Here is a 15,397-nt window from a genome sequence, read left to right as displayed (position 1 = left end):
TCCCGGTTGATCCGCGACACAGCAATCGCGCGAATCCGTGGGTGACGAAATTCGGTTATGTCCCTACGGGAAACTACCTAGGACCAGTTCTTTGGCGGGCAGATAACGATCGCCTAAATCATGGGCGAACGGGACATCGAACGGCGCGGCAATCGGCCGGTCCCATCCAGGGCGCGGTTGACGCTGGAGCCGCCCTGCATGGTGTCAAGGTCGCGGTCGATCGGTTGCCGAACTCGAACCGTTCAGTCGCCGACGTGCTTCGCCAGCATGCTGTCGGTGTCGCCGCCGCGGCTCACGCGCTCGCTTCGCGTCCGGACACCTGCTCGATCGATATCCGAAAGAAGACGTGCGGGACGCTGTCGGCAACCAGGGGAATGGCCGGCTTGAGTGCGCCATGTTCCCACCAGTCGCGCCGGCGTTGGCCGGTGGAGCGCACCACTGCCAGTTCGATGGCGCGTTGCTTTGCCGGAATATGATTCAAATCAAGGCGGAAGTTGGCGCTTCCGCGCATCATATGGCGATGTGGAAACCAATCCTAAGCGCTCCGTTTGGTCGCGACCTTGAACTCGCCGTCTTGGACGAGGACGGCGAACATGCGCTCGTATTTCCCTGCATAAAGGGGCGGCAGGGTTGGACGAACGCCGCGACTGGCGTTCGCGTCGACATCCGCCCGACCCATTGGCGCTACTGGGAGTCGAAGGCAATGCCGACAGACGGCGGCAAGTCCCTGGGTGACGCTTCCTAGGGTCTGGATTCCACGATCAGCGCCATGCGCACGAGATGCGACAGGCTGCCCGCGCCCATCTTACTCATGACATTGGCGCGATGAATCTCGACCGTGCGCGGACTGATGCCCAAATCATAGGCGATCGTCTTGTTCGGCAGACCCGACACCAGCCCGTCCAGCACTTGCCGCTCCCGCTCAGAGAGCGACGCCATGCGCCCATGGATTTCCGCTGATTGTGGGTGCGTTGCGCCGACCTGGTTGCGGTTGTCCAACGCTGAGCGGATCGCATCGATCAAAACCTGATCGTCGAACGGTTTCTCGATGAAATCGGACGCCCCTTCCTTCATCGCCTGAACGGCCAGCGCCACATCGGCATGACCCGTCATGACAATGACGGGGATCGCCTGCCCGCGGGCTCTGAGCTGGCGCAGGAACTCGATGCCGTCAATGCCGGGCATGCGCACATCGGTCACGATACAGCCATCGAGATCGCCTGTCGCGGTAGCCAGGAAGGCTGTCGCCGATTCATGCAGGCGCACGGCAAAGTCGGCCGTCGCAAGGAGAAAACCAAGCGACTTGCGGACGTCGACGTCGTCGTCGACCACGTGCACAAGATCATTAGCGGTCATTGGCGACCTCTCCCTTTTCAACGATGCGCAAGGTGAAGCGGAAAGCGGTCCCTCCGCCAGGGGCGGCCTCCGCCCAGATATGGCCGCCATGCGATTCGACGATAGTACGGCAAATCGAGAGACCGACACCCATGCCCTGCTTCTTGGTGGTGACAAATGGCTGGAAAAGCTGGGCCGCGACCTCTGGCGCAAGCCCTGTGCCTGTATCGATCACGCTGACCTCGGCCATCCCGTCATCCCGGGCGACGGTGATGACGTGCAATTCGCGGCGTGGCGCACCTTGCATGGCTTCCACCGCGTTGCGCATCAGATTGAGCAGAACCTGCTGAATCTGGATGCGGTCGGTCAAGACCAGTTCGGCCAGCGGGTCGAGCTTGTAGCTGACACGGACATTTATCTCTCTTGCGCCGACCAGGGCCAGCGACGAGGCCTCTTCGATCAGCGTCGGCAAGCGTTCGACCTGACGCTCGCTCTCGCCTCTCGCGACGAAGTCCCTGAGGTGTCGGATGACATCTCCGGCCCGCAACGCCTGCTCGGCTGCCTTTTCGACAGCCTCGCGCAGCATGGGCGCATTCTCTTCCGTGCTTTTCTCGAGCAGTCGGCGACTGCCTTTGAGGTAGTTCGTGATGGCGGTGAGAGGCTGGTTGATCTCATGCGCCAATGTCGAGGCCATTTCGCCAAGCGCGGTAAACCGCGCCATGTGCAGCAACTCCTGCTGCTGCTCCTGTATCCTTGCTTCCGCCCTGTGGCGTTCGGTCAGGTCGCGGCAAAAGCCGGTAAAGAACCGGCCGGTACCCGGATGCATTTCGCCGACGGAAAGCTCCATCGGAAAGGTCGAGCCATCCTTGCGCATCCCTGTCACCGTGCGGCCGAGCCCGATGATCCGGCGCTCGCCCGTCGTCAGGTAGCGGTGGAGATACGCGTCATGCTCGCCATGATAGGGCGCCGGCATCAAGATGTTGACGTTTTGACCGATGGCTTCGCTCGACTGATAGCCAAACAGGGTTTCGGCCGCGGTGCTGAAGGATTGGATCCGGCCCTTTTCGTCGATGACGACCATGGCATCGGGCACGGTCGCCAGGATCGAACGCAAGTGATCTTCGCGCAACTGAAGGGCAGCGTTTGCGAAGGAAAGTTCGCTGACGTCGGTGCCCTCGACAAAGATTGCCGCGATACGGCCGTCGTCGGCCTTGATCGGCTGATAGACGAAATCGAGAATGCGCTCTTCGACAGATTCGCCATCCTTCTTGCGAAGCGCGACTTTCACTGCCCGACCTCTGTACGGCTCGCCGGTTTCATACACCTGGTCGAGCAGTTCGTAGAAACCCTGGCCCTCGAGTTCGGGCAGGGCTTCGCGCACCGACTTCCCAATCACTTGCCGACCGCCAATCAGCCGTTGGTAGGCGGCATTGGTCAACTCGAAGACATGACCCGGCTCGCGCATCAACGTCATGAACCCCGGGGCCTGCTCGAACATCAGGGCCAGCCGGTCATGCTCGGCCATGGTCCGCTGCTCGCCGCGAACTCGGTCGGTGACTTCGCTCAGAATGCACAGCACCCCACCGACCGTGCCGTCCACCTCGATGACCGGCGAGTATGAGATGTCGAAATAGACCTCTTCGGCAATGCCGTACCGTTCACTCTGCAGTGGCTTCGCATGCGCAAAGACAGTCTCGCCGGAGGTGCGTACCTTGTGAAGCGATGGTTCGAGGTCGTCCCACAGCTTTGCTCGATTTGCCGACGCCGGGCCACCGAGCGCCAGCGGATGCTTTCCGGCGAGCAATGAGGCACAGGCATCGTTGTAGAGCGCCACAAGGTCGGGCCCCCAGAACAGGGCTATCGGCGTGCGGGCCGGGAGCATGGTGCAGACGGTGTTGATCAGCGTCTGAGACCACGACCCTATCGAGCCAACCGGCGAAGTTGACCAGTCATAAGACATGATCAGCCTGCCGATCTCGCTGTTACCGAACGCTGACACCGATTTCAGCATGGTTTCACCGGTCGGCAAAACGCGCGTTTCCTTGTCGTTCACATCAAGTCCTTGGATGTAGGGACGTGCAATTTGGCCTAGTTATCATTCATCGCCCTCTCTGCCCACGCAAAACCGATCATGCCAGAGGCTCGTGATCGAGTGGACCGGCAATTGAGAAAAAGTCTTTTTGACCCGCATCAAGGCATCGAGCTTCGGTGGATGCATTTCATCCTCGCATTCCACCGGTCCAACGAGAGGCGCCCATCATGTCCTACAAGTCAATCATCGTGAATCTTGCCGTGGATGCACCTCCTGCAGCGACGGTGAAATTGGGGATCGAGCTTGCGGAGCGGTTTGGCGCCCGTCTCATCGGCCTGGCGGCTGCGGATGTTCCGCCCCTGGTCGCGACAGGCAACGGGATGGTCTACGAAGGGGAGATCATGCAGATCCAGCGCACGGAAATCGAAAAGCGGCTTGCCGAATTGCGAGCCGAATTCGAGAGGCTGGTTCCCGCATCGATCTTCAGCGAATGGGGGCAATCCGTTTCCAGCCCGACTCGTTTTCTGAGCGTTTCGGCCCGTGTGGCCGATCTTATCGTTACCGGCAGCGAGAAAGGGGAAAATGTCTTTCGAGCAGTGGATGTCGGCAGCCTCGTGCTCGGTGCAGGCCGACCGGTTCTGGTTGCCGCGAGCAATGTCGAGCATGTCATGGCAAAAACCGTGCTGGTTGCCTGGAAGGACACCAGGGAAGCGCGGCGGGCGATAGCAGATGCCCTGCCTTTTCTGGCCAAGGCCAACGAAGTCGTCGTTGCCACAATCGATACCGACCGCGACGAAGGCATTCGCGACAGCCTCGCCGATGTCGCAGTCTTTCTCGAACATCACGGTATCATGGCACGAACCGAATCGATCGCCGGCGAGGCTGACGGCGATCAGTTGCTGACATTTGCGCGGTCGATCCATGCGGACCTGATCGTCTCCGGTGCCTATGGTCATAGCCGTCTGCGGGAATGGGCGTTCGGCGGCGTCACGCGCTCGCTGATTGAGGAAAGCGGCATCAACCGCTTCATGTCGTATTGATGCCCACGGCGACCGAGAGCGCTACGCGGCGGACGACCTGTTCAGCCTGCCCCCAGGTGACAGGCTGTATGGCGAGGGCGTGAAGTCATGGCCAAGAAAAGCGCGGGCATCCTGCCCTATCGCAGGTCGAACAGCGGCCTACAGGTGCTGCTTGTCCATCCGGGCGGCCCGTTCTGGCAAAGCCGCGATCTCGGCGCGTGGTCCATCGCCAAGGGCGAGTATGGCGATGACGAACAGCCCGAGGCAGCGGCGCGTCGCGAATTCGCCGAGGAAACCGGCTGGGAGCTCAGCGGGGCACCGCTGCTTCCCTTGCGCGAGTTGCGCCAGCGCGGAGGCAAGCTCATCACGGCCTTCGCGGTCGAAGGCGATTTCGACACCGCTACGCTGCGCAGCAACATGTTCGAAATGGAATGGCCGCCGCGCAGTGGCCGCGTGCAGTCCTTTCCCGAGATCGATCGTGGTGAGTGGCTGGATCTTGCCCAGGCTCGGGAAAAGATGCTTGCCGGCCAGCGGTCCTTCCTCGACCGGCTTGTGGCGTCCATCTAGCCAGCGGCATGGCTTGGACTTGAAAGTCTTCCTGTTTTGACGGCTTGGGAGCTTCAATCCATCGCTTCACCGCTCGGACTTGGCAACGGCTCCGCCTGTTGACCGAGATCAATGTCGTGGGTCGCCAGCTTGGCAATGATGCCAGAAAGGCAGGAGTGACCGACATGAGCTTTCTCGACTACCTGATTTCGGTTGATACCAGGACCGCCTTGATGGACCGCATGATGCGCAAGCTGGGCGTCGACAAGCAATTGAAAATGGTGCCGGACCATATAGCCGTCACGAGTCGGGCAGTGGATCGCTGCCGCTCCTGCGGCCATCAGGGCGAATGCTCGATTTGGCTCGACGAACATCAGCAAGCCGATAACCCGCCGGATTATTGCCGCAACCGTGACTTGATCGCACGGCTGCAACATGCGGCCGGCGAACGTTAGAGCGCCGAGCGAACACACCGTTCGCGTCGACAAGATCGTGGTGCTGGCTTCAGGCGCTACGAAACCAGAATGACGGACAGAGGGTCGGCGCAGAACAGATCATCCTTGACGGCTTTGACGCCGGCAGCGTTTTCCGCCGCGACAATTGCTGCCTGGCGCTCGCGTTCATCGAAGATGGCGCCGCTCAGTGTCACCACGCCCTTGTCGACGGTGACATTTATCATGTCCTTGACAGCCCATTTCTGGGCAGCGAGTTCGGCCAGGATAGTCTGGCGGATCTGTTCGTCGTCGACGGACATCGGGGCCACGGCTGACTGCGGGAGAAGCAATGCCCTAAGAAGGTCGGAGCGGGCAACGATGCCGACAACCCTGCCGGCTTCGACGATCGGCACGCGTTTGATGCGGTGACGCGCCATCAGTTCCACGATCTCTGCCAGCGAAGCGTCGCGGGTCGCCGTGACGACATCATCGGACATCACCTCTTCGACCTGTCGCCCGTTGGCTCGGACGTATTCATCAGCGGCTTTTCCGGGACTGACGAGAAATTCCAGCCAACGCGAACGCTTGCGCTCAGTGCCGAGTTCTCCACGGCGCAGGAAATCGCCTTCGCTGACCATTCCAACCAACGTGCCGTCGCCGCGGATGACGGGCAGGCCACTGATCCTGTTCGAGAGCATCAACTGAGCCGCGTCGGCGACAGATGCGGACGGTGCTATTCCGACCACTGGCGCGGTCATTATGGTTTCGGCTTGCATGGATGCCTCCTCAAACGCGTGTTCTTGCCATTTATCGGCATGATGGCCGCGGCATGCCTTGATCTGAATCATTTTCGGCGAAGGGCAGCGTCGCGTATCGTGTGGCCAGGTGGCGTTGGCATGGGAAGGATTGGCTTGCACGCGAGCGACCTTTCCCGATCAATCGCAGGCGGTTGGCCAGAACGATTGACCGGGTCCGGAAAGACTGAAAGAGCCGCTGGCGCTGATCGAGGAACTAGTCGTCGTCTGATGCTTCGCTTTCGCCAACGACACCACTGGCGGACCGATCATCGCACTCATCGTCGCCGACGCCTTTGACTGCCTTCGGGCCGGTGGCGTCCTTCATCGGGATGGCCTCCAGATCGATTGGGCCGGCAGGGGCGACGGCAGCTGGCGCTCCACATGATCCTTCGTTCGATTCAGCGGCCGCCGGCAGGGCAAAGATTGTGAGACCTCCAAGTGCTACAAGCAAAAACATGGAATTGCGCATGATTTCGATATCCTTCTCAGCGCGGCCATGATTGGACGCGATGACACCCAATAGAGAACTCTTGCTTGCTGGCGGCTGAGGATGGCTGACAGCAGATTGACAGCTTCCGTGTGCGAGATGCCTTGTTGATGATAGCCAAGCTGAAGTGTCTCATGGTGATGGGTCTGATCGGGCTTGCCCTGGTCCAGCCGCTTGCCGCGCTTGCCGACGAGGATGACGACGGCGACCACGATCGGGCGCGGGACCTCTACGAACACGGCGAAATCAAAGGCCTTGCCAAAATCCTGGACATCGTTCGCGCCAAAACGCCCGGCGATGTTGTCGCGGTCGACCTCATCCGCCTCGGCGACAAATGGGTCTATCGGTTCCAGATCATCGTCGCGGATGGTCGTCGCAAGATCGTCGATGTCGACGCCGATGCCGGCGTCATCATGGGGGGCGAGGAGGGCGACTGATGAAGATTCTCCTTGCTGAGGACGAGCCGCGCATCGCGGCCGACATCGCGGCTGCCCTAAAGGCATCCGGGATGGCGGTCGATATCGTGCGCGATGGCGAAGCCGCATGGTTCTCAGGCGACGTCGAGACCTATGACGCTGCCATTCTGGATCTCGGATTGCCCAAGCTAGACGGCCTCACTGTCCTGAAACGCTGGCGGGCCAATGGCCGACGGTTTCCCGTTCTCATCCTGACGGCCAGGGGCATGTGGACGGAGCGTGTCGAAGGCATCAATTCCGGCGCCGATGACTATCTCCCCAAGCCTTTCGAAATGGAAGAACTGCTTGCCCGGTTGCGGGCAATTCTGCGGCGCTCGACCGGGCAGGCGGCGCCCGTGCTGAAGTCAGGGCCTCTGCTTCTGGACACACGCCAGATGCGTATCTCGCTGCGCGGCATTCCCGTTTCGCTTTCGCCGCTGGAGTATCGGCTCCTGGCGTTTCTGATGCATCATGCCGGGAGCGTGGTGGCGCCCACCGAACTGGCCGAGCACCTGTATGATTCAGGCAATGACCGCGATCCGAACACGATCGAGGTCATTGTCGCGCGTTTGCGTCGCAAGCTTGGCAGCGACGTCATCGAAACGCGGCGCGGTTTCGGGTATCTGATACCCGATGAGCCCCCTTGATGGGCAACTCGATCCGCTTCAGGCTCTGGTTGGCAGCGACGGTCTCAATCCTCATCGCACTTGCGGTGGCGGGAGTCGGACTGCGCTATCTATTCGAGTTGAATGTCGAACGGCGCGTCGTCAGTGAGCTGACCGTCGACCTCAACGACCTGATCGGCGCTACCACATACGGCTCCGACGGCCGCCTTTCAGTTCAGGCGGCCCTGACAGACCCGCGCTTTTCCATTCCCTTGTCCGGTCATTACTGGCAGGTGGAGGACGTCGGTTCCGGCAGCCTCGTCCGCTCGCGTTCACTATGGGATGCAACCCTTGCCTTGCCGGCCCTCGGAACCGGCGGCGAACTCAGGGAATTCAAGGAATTCAAAGGGCCCGACGGAGAGCTGGCCATCGCCGTCGAGCGCATGGTCACCGATGTCGACGGCCGATCGTTTCGCGCCATCGTCGCGGAAAACCATCGCGGCGTGGAACTGGCGGTCAGTGAATATGTCCGCGATCTTGCGCCGGCCTTGATCCTGCTTGCCCTCGCCCTGATGGCAGCATTCTTCATCCAGATCACCGTCGGTCTTGCTCCGTTGGAAGGCCTGCGGGTCGCGGTTCGAAACGTGATTGCACAGCGAGCCGCGCGATTGGATGTAGCGGCGCCGAGCGAGGTGCAGCCGCTTGCCGATGAAATAAATCGGCTGCTCGATGCCCAGGAGAAGGCGCTGGCGCGCGCCCGATCCCGAGCGACAGACCTGGCGCATGGCCTCAAGACACCGCTGCAGGTCTTGTCGGCCGACATTCGCGCCTTGCGCAAGAAGGGCGAAACCAGCCTGGCCGACGAAATCGAGAAGAGCACGGCGGCGATCCGACGTCACGTCGAGCGGGAACTCGCGCGCGCCCGCCTCGCGCCCGGCGTATCGGCCAAGGCCTTTTGCCGCATTCGGGAAACGGCGGCGGGCGTCATTGCCGTGGTCAAACGCACGCCAGGCGGCGAGCAGCTTTCGTTCAAGGTGGAGATTGCCGACGATCTGATGGCGTCAATCGATGAAGGTGACCTGTCCGAAATCCTCGGCAATCTGGTCGAGAATGCGGTGCGCTACGCAAAATCCGAGGTGCGGGTCGATGCATCCGCGACTTCCGGCGGAGTCGTCATTGCCGTCGCGGACGACGGACCTGGTATTCCTGAAGCGGATCGGCAATCCGCCCTGTCGCGCGGTGTCCAGCTGGACAGCAAGGGTGGCAGCAGCGGGCTTGGCCTTGCCATCGTCTCGGACATTGTCGAAGCCTACGGCGGACGCCTTGACATGGCCAACGCCAACCCCGGCCTGGTGGTGACCATTTCCTTGCCACGACACCGTTGACCCCGCTTCACGCAAACCCCGGGAAGTAATCGACCTTTATTCGCGAGCGGCGAACGCCCATCGCGCGAAGCTTCTGGCGCAACACCTTGACCATCGCCTGAGGGCCGGAGATGTAGAATGTCCGCTCAAGGTAGTCGGGTATGGCCAAGCGGATCAGACGCTCGTCGATATAGCCTTGATACTGGCCGTGTTCACCACCGCGGGCAACGGCATGAACCGTCCGGATGCCGAGTTCTCGCCTGGCGGCGCCGAGCACGTCGCGATAGGCGATATCCTGCTGGCCTTCGGTCCCATAGAGGATGACGATCGGCCGTCTCTCCTTCCGGTCAAGAAGATGTTGCAGCATGGAACGGAACGGCGTGATGCCGATGCCTCCGGCAAGGAAGGCAATCTTGGTTTCGGGCTTGGCGGGCAACGTGAAGCTTCCGGCCAATTGCGCGGCATGAACCCGGTCGCCGGGCTTGAGGGTCATAAGCCCGCGCTTGAAGGCGCTGGATTCGGGATAGAATTTGACGCCGAGGCGAACCGTTTCCTCCGTGGGTGCGGAGGCGATCGTGAAGTAGCGCCTGTTGCCGCGATTATCGGAACGGTCGAGGCCAAGCGTCCATTCAAGATACTGGCCAGCCTGGAAGGCCAGCTTTCGTGGTGACCGGAAGATGAAATCATAGCTGTCGACGGCCGAGCGCTCGATGCGTTCCAATGTCAGCACGAAGCGTCCCCTCGGGCCGGCTGCGTAGGCAAACAGGTTGCCAGCCAGCAGCGCCAGCTCCGGTGTGAAATAGAACGAGCCGATATGGATGTTCGGGGCGAACAGGAAGCCGACGATGGCGGCGAAGGCGATGCGCGGCAAACGCGCCGTCGGCGCCGTCAATGGCTCCGTCAACATCACGAAGGCAAAGAACAACAGCGGCGACGAAGTCAGGGTTTCCTTGAGCGCGACGACATATTGCGAGGGCTCGGTGGTCGCCAGGATCGTCGCCAGCGTGACGGCAACGAAGGTCGCGAAAAGATCCAGCCGGCGCAGCTTGCGGACAATGAGGATACCTCCAACCAGCACAACGGGGAGCAGCCACAAATTGCCGCCAACCCACCAGGTCGCCGGCTTGTCGAGCAGGAACGCCGACAATGCCACACCCAGGGCAGCCGGATTGAACAGGTGCTTTCTGCCGACGGCGAAGATGAATTTGGACGAGATCGCCCAGACGGAAGCGAATGCCACGGCACCGATGCCCGCAAGATCGGTGACGGCCACCGGGTCGAGGATAAGCGCCAGGATAAGCGCGGTGATGTAGACCGACTCGCTGTTGGCCGGCACTTCGAAGATGCGGGCGAAGACCTTGTTGGCGATCCAGCACGCCGCCAACGCCAGGGCCGTGGTGAAAGCGAGCGCTACCGGATCATGCGGCACCAGGCCGGCAAATCCGAACACCAGGGCCGTGGCCACCAAAGCCATGAGATAATACAGGATCAACCTGTACATGGTCAGCCGGTCGAGAAATCGGTCAATGGTCTTGATCATGGCGTGCAAAGGGCTCCGAAGCCGCTGGTCGGCGTGGCACGGCCATCGATGTCGACGACGTAGCCTTCCAGACCTGGCGTTTGCTCGAGAAAGAAGATGCCGTCCCGTCCCATGGCGAAGGCCGCCGTGGCGAAACGATCCGCTTCGAGGACATCCGCCCCGATCACCGTCAAACTGACGATGTCGCCGATCGGGGTGCCAGCCCCATGCGGATTGTAGATATGTTGGCCGCGTACATAGGTACCGGACGTCGCGACGCCGCGTCCGCGCGGGTAAACGATCTTGATGACCTCATCCGCATTGAAGGGATTGCGGATGCCCACGCTCCAGTCCTTTCCTTCGCCGTTTCTCCCGGACGCCTGGATGTCGCCGCCGGCCTCGATGAAGAAATCGCTGACCCCGCCTTGTCGAACGATTTCGGCCGCGTTGCGGATGGCCCAGCCCTTGACGATGCCGGACGGATCAAGGGAACCGTCAGGCTTGCGGATGTCGAAGTATCCGTCCGTCTCGTTTTTCGTCTGTTCGGCGAGCGCCAGCACTTCCATCATTTCGCCGCTCCAGTCCCTGACCGGTACGTCGCCTCGGTTGATGGCGGAAATCTCGCTCTCGGTCCTGTACGTGCTGAAGCGCCGATCGATGTGCTCGAAATAATCGAAGACCTTGTCGATCAACGCGTGCGAAGCGCCGCCGACATCGACGGTGACGGGCATGCCCATCAAAATCCGGGTTTCACGCATGGACCTACGAAGCGGCTTTCTTCAGCGCGCCGCCAAGCGACTGGATGAAGGCCCTGCTGGTCAGCGTCGCGCCCGAAATGATGTCGACATGGGCGCTTTGCGCGCTGATCGCCTCGTCGCGCAGCATCGGCAGTGCCTGCCGGTTGATGCTGACGGAGGTGCGGCGGTCAGATGGGTATTTCAGCACTTTCAGCGCCGTCAGGCGACCGCCCTGGATGGAAGCCTGAATCTGGATGAGCCCGTAATAGGCATCCGCGACGGGACCGGTGTAGGTGCCATCGACGAAGCCATGCGCGGCCGGCTTCGTGCCGGCATTCACGGTCGCCTTCATGCCTGTACGGATGACGCGGGCGGTTGCTTCCGCATAGTCCGGCCGCGGTTGCGGGATGGGTATGTAAACGGCCGGAGTGATGACGAAGGATGGCGTTTCAGGCGCGGGAACGGCGGCCGGTACGGTTGCGGCTCCAGTCGGTACTGGTGTCGGGGCGACTGTCCGCGAAACCTGCGCTTGCTTTACGACGGGTTCCAGCTTCCGGGTGGGTGCTGTGATGGCGGCGGTTGTTTCCCTGCCAATCGCCGGCGGCGTGTTGAACTGGGGCTCGAGCCGGACGCTCTGCTGGCGAATGACAGGCATGGTCGGAGCCGGGGCGTTGTCAGTTGGCGCGGCGGGGATTACCGGCTGCGCGGTACCTCCCTCGGCGGCGTCGGCGGGCTGCGTCGAACCCAGCATGTCGTCCGCAGGGGCCGTACCGGCCTGTTCCCACACATAGGCGCCAGAGGCGGCGATCACGAAAAGTGACAAGGCAATCTGCTTCATTTGCATTGCATTCCAGGTTGCACTGGCGAATCCGTTTCGGATCGCTTCAACCGCAATATCTCACGCAAGAGCTGTCAATTGGCTGTCAGGGGGCGCCACCACGCCATTGGCGATGGTGCCGGTCTTGGCGGCGGCATCACTTGTTGCCGCCGTGTCTGCCTCTCCGCTGTCCTTGCAGTGTTGGGTGCGGTCGGCGTTAAAGCCGGCGGCGTGACATTCCGGGGCGCGCCGGCAATGGACTGCCGGACACGGCGGCTCCGCCGAAATCCTCGCATCGACTGTTTCCCAAGTTCGTGGGGTCTGGCCCGGGGAGCCCGATCCGGCCTCTGCTGTTCTTCAAGTTGCGAAAGCGCAACGAAGGCAGGATGCGCTGGACATATGAATGCGTTTTGTGGAGGCGAAGGTTCGACCATGAAGCAAGCCAGTTCCATCAAACCCGACATGGTCGTCGACGAGATCATGAGGCGATGGCCGGCAACGGTGACGGTGCTGTTGAGATACAGGATGCTTTGCGTCGGCTGTCCGATCGGCACTTTCCATACCGTGGCGGAGGCATGCCGAGAACATCAGATCGACGAGGGCGACTTTCTCCTCGAATTGGAATCGGTTGTTCGAGGAGACCGGTGACCGTCAGCCCTTGTCCCGGTTCTCGGCCAGGACCACCAGGCGATGCGGATCCTTGACCGTGACTTTCTGGCGCCCGCTGACAATGATCCCCCTCTCTTCCCACTTGCTGAGCAAACGGCTGACGGTGTGAAGTGTCGTGCCAGTCATCTCGGCAATGTCCTGCCGCGAGATCGGGAAGTCGATTTCGATGCCGCTGTCGGTTTTTCGGCCGGTCTGGTTCGCCAGTCGGAGCAGCGCATGCGCGACCCGCTGCTCCACCTGCTCCGTCGACATCTCCATCACCCGCGTCTGGGTTTCTTGCAGCCTGTTCCCAACCGTCCTGTAGGTCGTCGCGCCAAACGCAGGGAACCGTCGCGCCAGCTCCGGCCAAAGCGCGTTGGGCCAGGCCAGCACCACGCAGTCCACCGCGGCGACTGCGCTGGCGGGATAGGTCGTCCGGCCAAGCGCCGCGGCCACGCCAAAAATCTCGCCTTCGCTGATATACCTGGCGATGACCTGCTGTCCGTCCGGCGTGGTACGAACGACGCGTATGTGCCCCGCGATCAGAACGAAAAAGGAATGGGCCTCGGTTTCCTGCTCGAAGATCGCCGTGTCCTTGGCATAGCGTGACGATTTCGCGCCTCGGAGAAGCTCGGTCTGCTCGTCGGGCGTCAGGTCCCGGAAGAGCGGCAGTCGCGATATCAGCGATCGGTCCAGCGCAGCCAAGCGGATCCCCCACGGCCTGTTCCGCACCAGTCGTGCGGGAAACCTTTCTACCCCGAGTTTGCGCCAGCGCAAATTCTGCCGGCGCATATCAGGCTAAATGGCATGGAACGGCCAATGCCGCGAAGACGAAACAAAGGACAAATCGATGAAACTTTCCATCCTCGCTGCCGCAATCTCCATCCTCGCGCTCGCCAGCGGCGCAAGCGCCGAAGAGCACGTGGTGCAAATGCTCAACAAAGGCGAAAAAGGCGCAATGGTTTTCCAGCCGGCCTTCGTCAAGGCCGCACCCGGCGACACCGTCAAGTTCGTGCCGACCGACAAGACGCACGACGCTGAGTCGATCAAGGGCATGCTTCCGGATGGCGCTGAACCCTTCAAGGGAAAGCCCAGCGAGGAAATCACCGTCACACTGACGAAGGAGGGCGTCTACGGTGTCAGATGCGCACCTCACTACGGCATGGGCATGGTCGCCCTGATCGTTGTCGGCAAGCCGGTCAACCTCGATGCCGCCAAGGCGGTCAAGCACCCAGGCAAGGCAAAGACGGTGTTCGCCGACCTGTTCAGCCAGATCCCGGCCAACTGACCGGCAATCGATACAGCCATGCCTGCCGGCATAACTGGCAGGCTAGGGCCGGACGGACCGAGGGCGGCGGTTCATCCGGCCCTTTTCATTTGAGGATGCAAGTCATGGGAATTCCACGCCTGCGGGCCTACACCGGCCCAGCGTTTCTTTCCTACGGGTTCAGGCCCTTCTTCTTCCTGGGATCGCTTTATGCCGGACTGTCCGTTCTGCTTTGGCTGCCGATCTATGCGGGTGAACTCGACGCCCACAGTGCGTTCGTTCCCGTCGACTGGCATGTCCACGAGATGTTGTTCGGCTATCTGCCGGCGATCGTTACCGGATTCCTGCTGACGGCCATCCCGAACTGGACGGGCCGGCTGCCTGTGCAAGGCTTGCCATTGCTGGCATTGGTTGTCCTGTGGATTGCCGGTCGCGCTGCTGTTTTCTTCTCGGCGGATATCGGCTGGGAAGCAGGCGCGCTGATCGACGGTGCGTTTCCGCTCGCGGTCACCGCGGCGGCGGCACGCGAAATTGTCGCCGGACGCAACTGGCGCAACCTCAAGGTGCTGCTGCCGCTTGCCGTTCTGGCTTGCGCCAATGGCGTCTTTCATATCGAGGCACATATTCAAGGCACATCGGACGTCAGCCGAAGGCTTGGCATGGCTGCGGCGATCATGCTCATCTCGCTCATCGGTGGACGGATCATTCCGAGCTTCACGCGCAATTGGCTCGTCCGCGAAAATCCTGGCAGGCTTCCCGCGCCTTTCGACCGTTTTGACATGGCATCGATAGCCATCTCGGCCATCGCACTGGGAGCATGGACATTCGCCCCGGAAAGCATCGTCTCCGCGCTGCTGTTGGCGACCGCCGCAATTGGCCAGGCATGGCGTTTATCGCGGTGGGCTGGCGAGCGCACCTTGCGGGATCCGCTCGTGCTGGTACTTCATCTCGCATACGCCTTTGTGCCGGTCGGCCTTGCCTTGGTCTCGGCGTCGATCTTCTTCCCAGGCGCCGTGCCGGCGGCGGCAGGACTGCACGCCCTCGGAACCGGTGCGGTTGGCTCGATGACGCTCGCCGTGATGATCCGCGCAACGCTCGGGCACACCGGAGGAGAACTCAAGGCCGGAAGAGGCGCCTCGTTTATCTTCGTGGCCATCCTTCTCGCGGGATCGCTGAGAATCCTGGCCACTTTCGTTCCCTACGGCGTGATGATCGACATTGCCGGCACCGCGTGGGTGGCGGCATTTGCCGGCTTCATGCTGACCTATGGAACCGCGTTGATGACGCCAAAAGCACGGTGAGCGGCGCAGCGGCAGGCGGGCTCGTGACGGGTCG

General features: G+C 61.6%; 17 protein-coding genes and 1 pseudogene. 9 read left to right on the top strand and 9 right to left on the bottom strand.

Annotated features, from left to right (window positions below; translation table 11 throughout):
- Window positions 1-292: 292 nt before the first annotated feature.
- The 3 genes and pseudogenes from AC56QQ_RS19570 to AC56QQ_RS19560 form a co-directional block, all read right to left on the bottom strand.
- Window positions 293-418: pseudogene (locus AC56QQ_RS19570) on the bottom strand (pyridoxamine 5'-phosphate oxidase family protein); the annotation flags it as partial.
- 323 nt (window positions 419-741) lie between these two features.
- Window positions 742-1,356 carry a response regulator FixJ gene (gene fixJ, locus AC56QQ_RS19565; RefSeq protein ID WP_489861201.1) on the bottom strand — a complete coding sequence of 205 codons (615 nt, stop codon included), beginning with the start codon at window positions 1,354-1,356 and terminating at the stop codon, window positions 742-744.
- The gene (locus AC56QQ_RS19560; RefSeq protein WP_489863420.1) at window positions 1,346-2,860 is read right to left on the bottom strand and encodes a PAS domain S-box protein; all 1,515 of its coding nucleotides are present in this window, start codon (window positions 2,858-2,860) and stop codon (window positions 1,346-1,348) included. The genes fixJ and AC56QQ_RS19560 overlap by 11 nt, the downstream gene beginning before the upstream one ends.
- Window positions 2,861-3,594: 734 nt before the next feature.
- On the opposite strand from AC56QQ_RS19560, the gene AC56QQ_RS19555 reads away from it, so the two are divergent.
- From AC56QQ_RS19555 to AC56QQ_RS19545, 3 genes are all read left to right on the top strand, one after another.
- The gene (locus tag AC56QQ_RS19555) at window positions 3,595-4,407 is read left to right on the top strand and encodes a universal stress protein (RefSeq protein WP_497123059.1); all 813 of its coding nucleotides are present in this window, start codon (window positions 3,595-3,597) and stop codon (window positions 4,405-4,407) included.
- A gap of 87 nt (window positions 4,408-4,494) precedes the next feature.
- The gene (locus tag AC56QQ_RS19550) at window positions 4,495-4,953 is read left to right on the top strand and encodes an NUDIX hydrolase (RefSeq protein WP_497123058.1); all 459 of its coding nucleotides are present in this window, start codon (window positions 4,495-4,497) and stop codon (window positions 4,951-4,953) included.
- Window positions 4,954-5,051: 98 nt separating this feature from the next.
- Window positions 5,052-5,387: a DUF6455 family protein gene (locus AC56QQ_RS19545; protein WP_497123057.1), complete on the top strand. Its 336-nt coding sequence runs from the start codon at window positions 5,052-5,054 to the stop codon at window positions 5,385-5,387.
- A 56-nt stretch (window positions 5,388-5,443) separates the two neighbouring features.
- On the opposite strand, the gene AC56QQ_RS19540 is transcribed toward AC56QQ_RS19545, so the two are convergent.
- Together AC56QQ_RS19540 and AC56QQ_RS19535 are read right to left on the bottom strand one after the other, a co-directional pair.
- A complete protein-coding gene (locus tag AC56QQ_RS19540) occupies window positions 5,444-6,142 on the bottom strand; it encodes a CBS domain-containing protein (protein ID WP_497123056.1) in 699 nt (232 codons plus the stop codon).
- Between the two features lie 235 nt (window positions 6,143-6,377).
- A complete protein-coding gene (locus AC56QQ_RS19535) occupies window positions 6,378-6,683 on the bottom strand; it encodes a hypothetical protein (RefSeq protein WP_497123055.1) in 306 nt (101 codons plus the stop codon).
- Between the two features lie 77 nt (window positions 6,684-6,760).
- Between AC56QQ_RS19535 and AC56QQ_RS19530 the strand changes: the two genes are divergently transcribed.
- The 3 genes from AC56QQ_RS19530 to AC56QQ_RS19520 are packed head-to-tail and all read left to right on the top strand — an operon-like array spanning window position 6,761 to window position 9,095.
- Window positions 6,761-7,087, top strand: coding sequence for a PepSY domain-containing protein (locus AC56QQ_RS19530; RefSeq protein WP_497123054.1), 327 nt, complete (start codon window positions 6,761-6,763; stop codon window positions 7,085-7,087).
- On the top strand, window positions 7,087-7,752 hold the full coding sequence (locus tag AC56QQ_RS19525; RefSeq protein ID WP_489861203.1) for a response regulator transcription factor: 666 nt from the start codon (window positions 7,087-7,089) through the stop codon (window positions 7,750-7,752). Before AC56QQ_RS19530 ends, AC56QQ_RS19525 begins: the two co-directional genes overlap by 1 nt.
- Window positions 7,752-9,095 carry a sensor histidine kinase gene (locus AC56QQ_RS19520; RefSeq protein ID WP_497123053.1) on the top strand — a complete coding sequence of 448 codons (1,344 nt, stop codon included), beginning with the start codon at window positions 7,752-7,754 and terminating at the stop codon, window positions 9,093-9,095. Before AC56QQ_RS19525 ends, AC56QQ_RS19520 begins: the two co-directional genes overlap by 1 nt.
- 7 nt (window positions 9,096-9,102) lie before the next feature.
- On the opposite strand, the gene AC56QQ_RS19515 is transcribed toward AC56QQ_RS19520, so the two are convergent.
- From AC56QQ_RS19515 to AC56QQ_RS19505, 3 genes are read right to left on the bottom strand one after another with little or no spacing between them, the layout of a single operon-like run.
- A complete protein-coding gene (locus AC56QQ_RS19515; protein WP_497123052.1) occupies window positions 9,103-10,614 on the bottom strand; it encodes an RnfABCDGE type electron transport complex subunit D in 1,512 nt (503 codons plus the stop codon).
- Window positions 10,611-11,324, bottom strand: coding sequence for an FAD:protein FMN transferase (locus AC56QQ_RS19510; RefSeq protein WP_497123051.1), 714 nt, complete (start codon window positions 11,322-11,324; stop codon window positions 10,611-10,613). The genes AC56QQ_RS19515 and AC56QQ_RS19510 overlap by 4 nt, the downstream gene beginning before the upstream one ends.
- 31 nt (window positions 11,325-11,355) lie before the next feature.
- A complete protein-coding gene (locus tag AC56QQ_RS19505; RefSeq protein ID WP_497123050.1) occupies window positions 11,356-12,168 on the bottom strand; it encodes an FMN-binding protein in 813 nt (270 codons plus the stop codon).
- A gap of 411 nt (window positions 12,169-12,579) precedes the next feature.
- Here AC56QQ_RS19505 and AC56QQ_RS19500 point away from each other — a divergent pair, with 411 nt between their 5' ends.
- Window positions 12,580-12,795 carry a DUF1858 domain-containing protein gene (locus AC56QQ_RS19500; RefSeq protein WP_497123049.1) on the top strand — a complete coding sequence of 72 codons (216 nt, stop codon included), beginning with the start codon at window positions 12,580-12,582 and terminating at the stop codon, window positions 12,793-12,795.
- 3 nt (window positions 12,796-12,798) lie between these two features.
- Here AC56QQ_RS19500 and AC56QQ_RS19495 read toward each other — a convergent pair whose 3' ends face one another.
- Window positions 12,799-13,500, bottom strand: coding sequence for a Crp/Fnr family transcriptional regulator (locus tag AC56QQ_RS19495; RefSeq protein ID WP_497129062.1), 702 nt, complete (start codon window positions 13,498-13,500; stop codon window positions 12,799-12,801).
- A 145-nt stretch (window positions 13,501-13,645) separates the two neighbouring features.
- Here AC56QQ_RS19495 and AC56QQ_RS19490 point away from each other — a divergent pair, with 145 nt between their 5' ends.
- Both AC56QQ_RS19490 and AC56QQ_RS19485 read left to right on the top strand, forming a co-directional pair.
- Entirely contained in the window at window positions 13,646-14,083 is a 438-nt protein-coding gene (locus AC56QQ_RS19490) for a pseudoazurin (RefSeq protein ID WP_489861210.1), read from the top strand.
- Between the two features lie 104 nt (window positions 14,084-14,187).
- Window positions 14,188-15,363: an NnrS family protein gene (locus AC56QQ_RS19485; RefSeq protein ID WP_497123048.1), complete on the top strand. Its 1,176-nt coding sequence runs from the start codon at window positions 14,188-14,190 to the stop codon at window positions 15,361-15,363.
- Window positions 15,364-15,397 lie beyond the last annotated feature (34 nt).

The organism is Mesorhizobium sp. RCAM 05099 (genome assembly GCF_059683685.1).
Note: the sequence above shows the minus strand (reverse complement) of the source record. Positions and strands in the feature narration are given on the sequence as shown.

Excerpts from the sequence above, each read along its gene's own strand:
- AC56QQ_RS19520 (WP_497123053.1), top strand. The coding sequence starts at position 7,752 with ATGGGCAACTCGATCCGCTTCAGGCTCTGGTTGGCAGCGACGGTCTCA.
- AC56QQ_RS19560 (WP_489863420.1), bottom strand. The coding sequence starts at position 2,860 with ATGGCCGAGCATGACCGGCTGGCCCTGATGTTCGAGCAGGCCCCGGGG.
- AC56QQ_RS19510 (WP_497123051.1), bottom strand. The coding sequence starts at position 11,324 with ATGCCCGTCACCGTCGATGTCGGCGGCGCTTCGCACGCGTTGATCGAC.
- AC56QQ_RS19525 (WP_489861203.1), top strand. The coding sequence starts at position 7,087 with ATGAAGATTCTCCTTGCTGAGGACGAGCCGCGCATCGCGGCCGACATC.
- AC56QQ_RS19555 (WP_497123059.1), top strand. The coding sequence starts at position 3,595 with ATGTCCTACAAGTCAATCATCGTGAATCTTGCCGTGGATGCACCTCCT.
- AC56QQ_RS19500 (WP_497123049.1), top strand. The coding sequence starts at position 12,580 with ATGAAGCAAGCCAGTTCCATCAAACCCGACATGGTCGTCGACGAGATC.
- AC56QQ_RS19485 (WP_497123048.1), top strand. The coding sequence starts at position 14,188 with ATGGGAATTCCACGCCTGCGGGCCTACACCGGCCCAGCGTTTCTTTCC.
- AC56QQ_RS19490 (WP_489861210.1), top strand. The coding sequence starts at position 13,646 with ATGAAACTTTCCATCCTCGCTGCCGCAATCTCCATCCTCGCGCTCGCC.
- AC56QQ_RS19550 (WP_497123058.1), top strand. The coding sequence starts at position 4,495 with ATGGCCAAGAAAAGCGCGGGCATCCTGCCCTATCGCAGGTCGAACAGC.
- AC56QQ_RS19530 (WP_497123054.1), top strand. The coding sequence starts at position 6,761 with ATGATAGCCAAGCTGAAGTGTCTCATGGTGATGGGTCTGATCGGGCTT.
- AC56QQ_RS19515 (WP_497123052.1), bottom strand. The coding sequence starts at position 10,614 with ATGATCAAGACCATTGACCGATTTCTCGACCGGCTGACCATGTACAGG.
- AC56QQ_RS19505 (WP_497123050.1), bottom strand. The coding sequence starts at position 12,168 with ATGAAGCAGATTGCCTTGTCACTTTTCGTGATCGCCGCCTCTGGCGCC.
- AC56QQ_RS19540 (WP_497123056.1), bottom strand. The coding sequence starts at position 6,142 with ATGCAAGCCGAAACCATAATGACCGCGCCAGTGGTCGGAATAGCACCG.
- fixJ (WP_489861201.1), bottom strand. The coding sequence starts at position 1,356 with ATGACCGCTAATGATCTTGTGCACGTGGTCGACGACGACGTCGACGTC.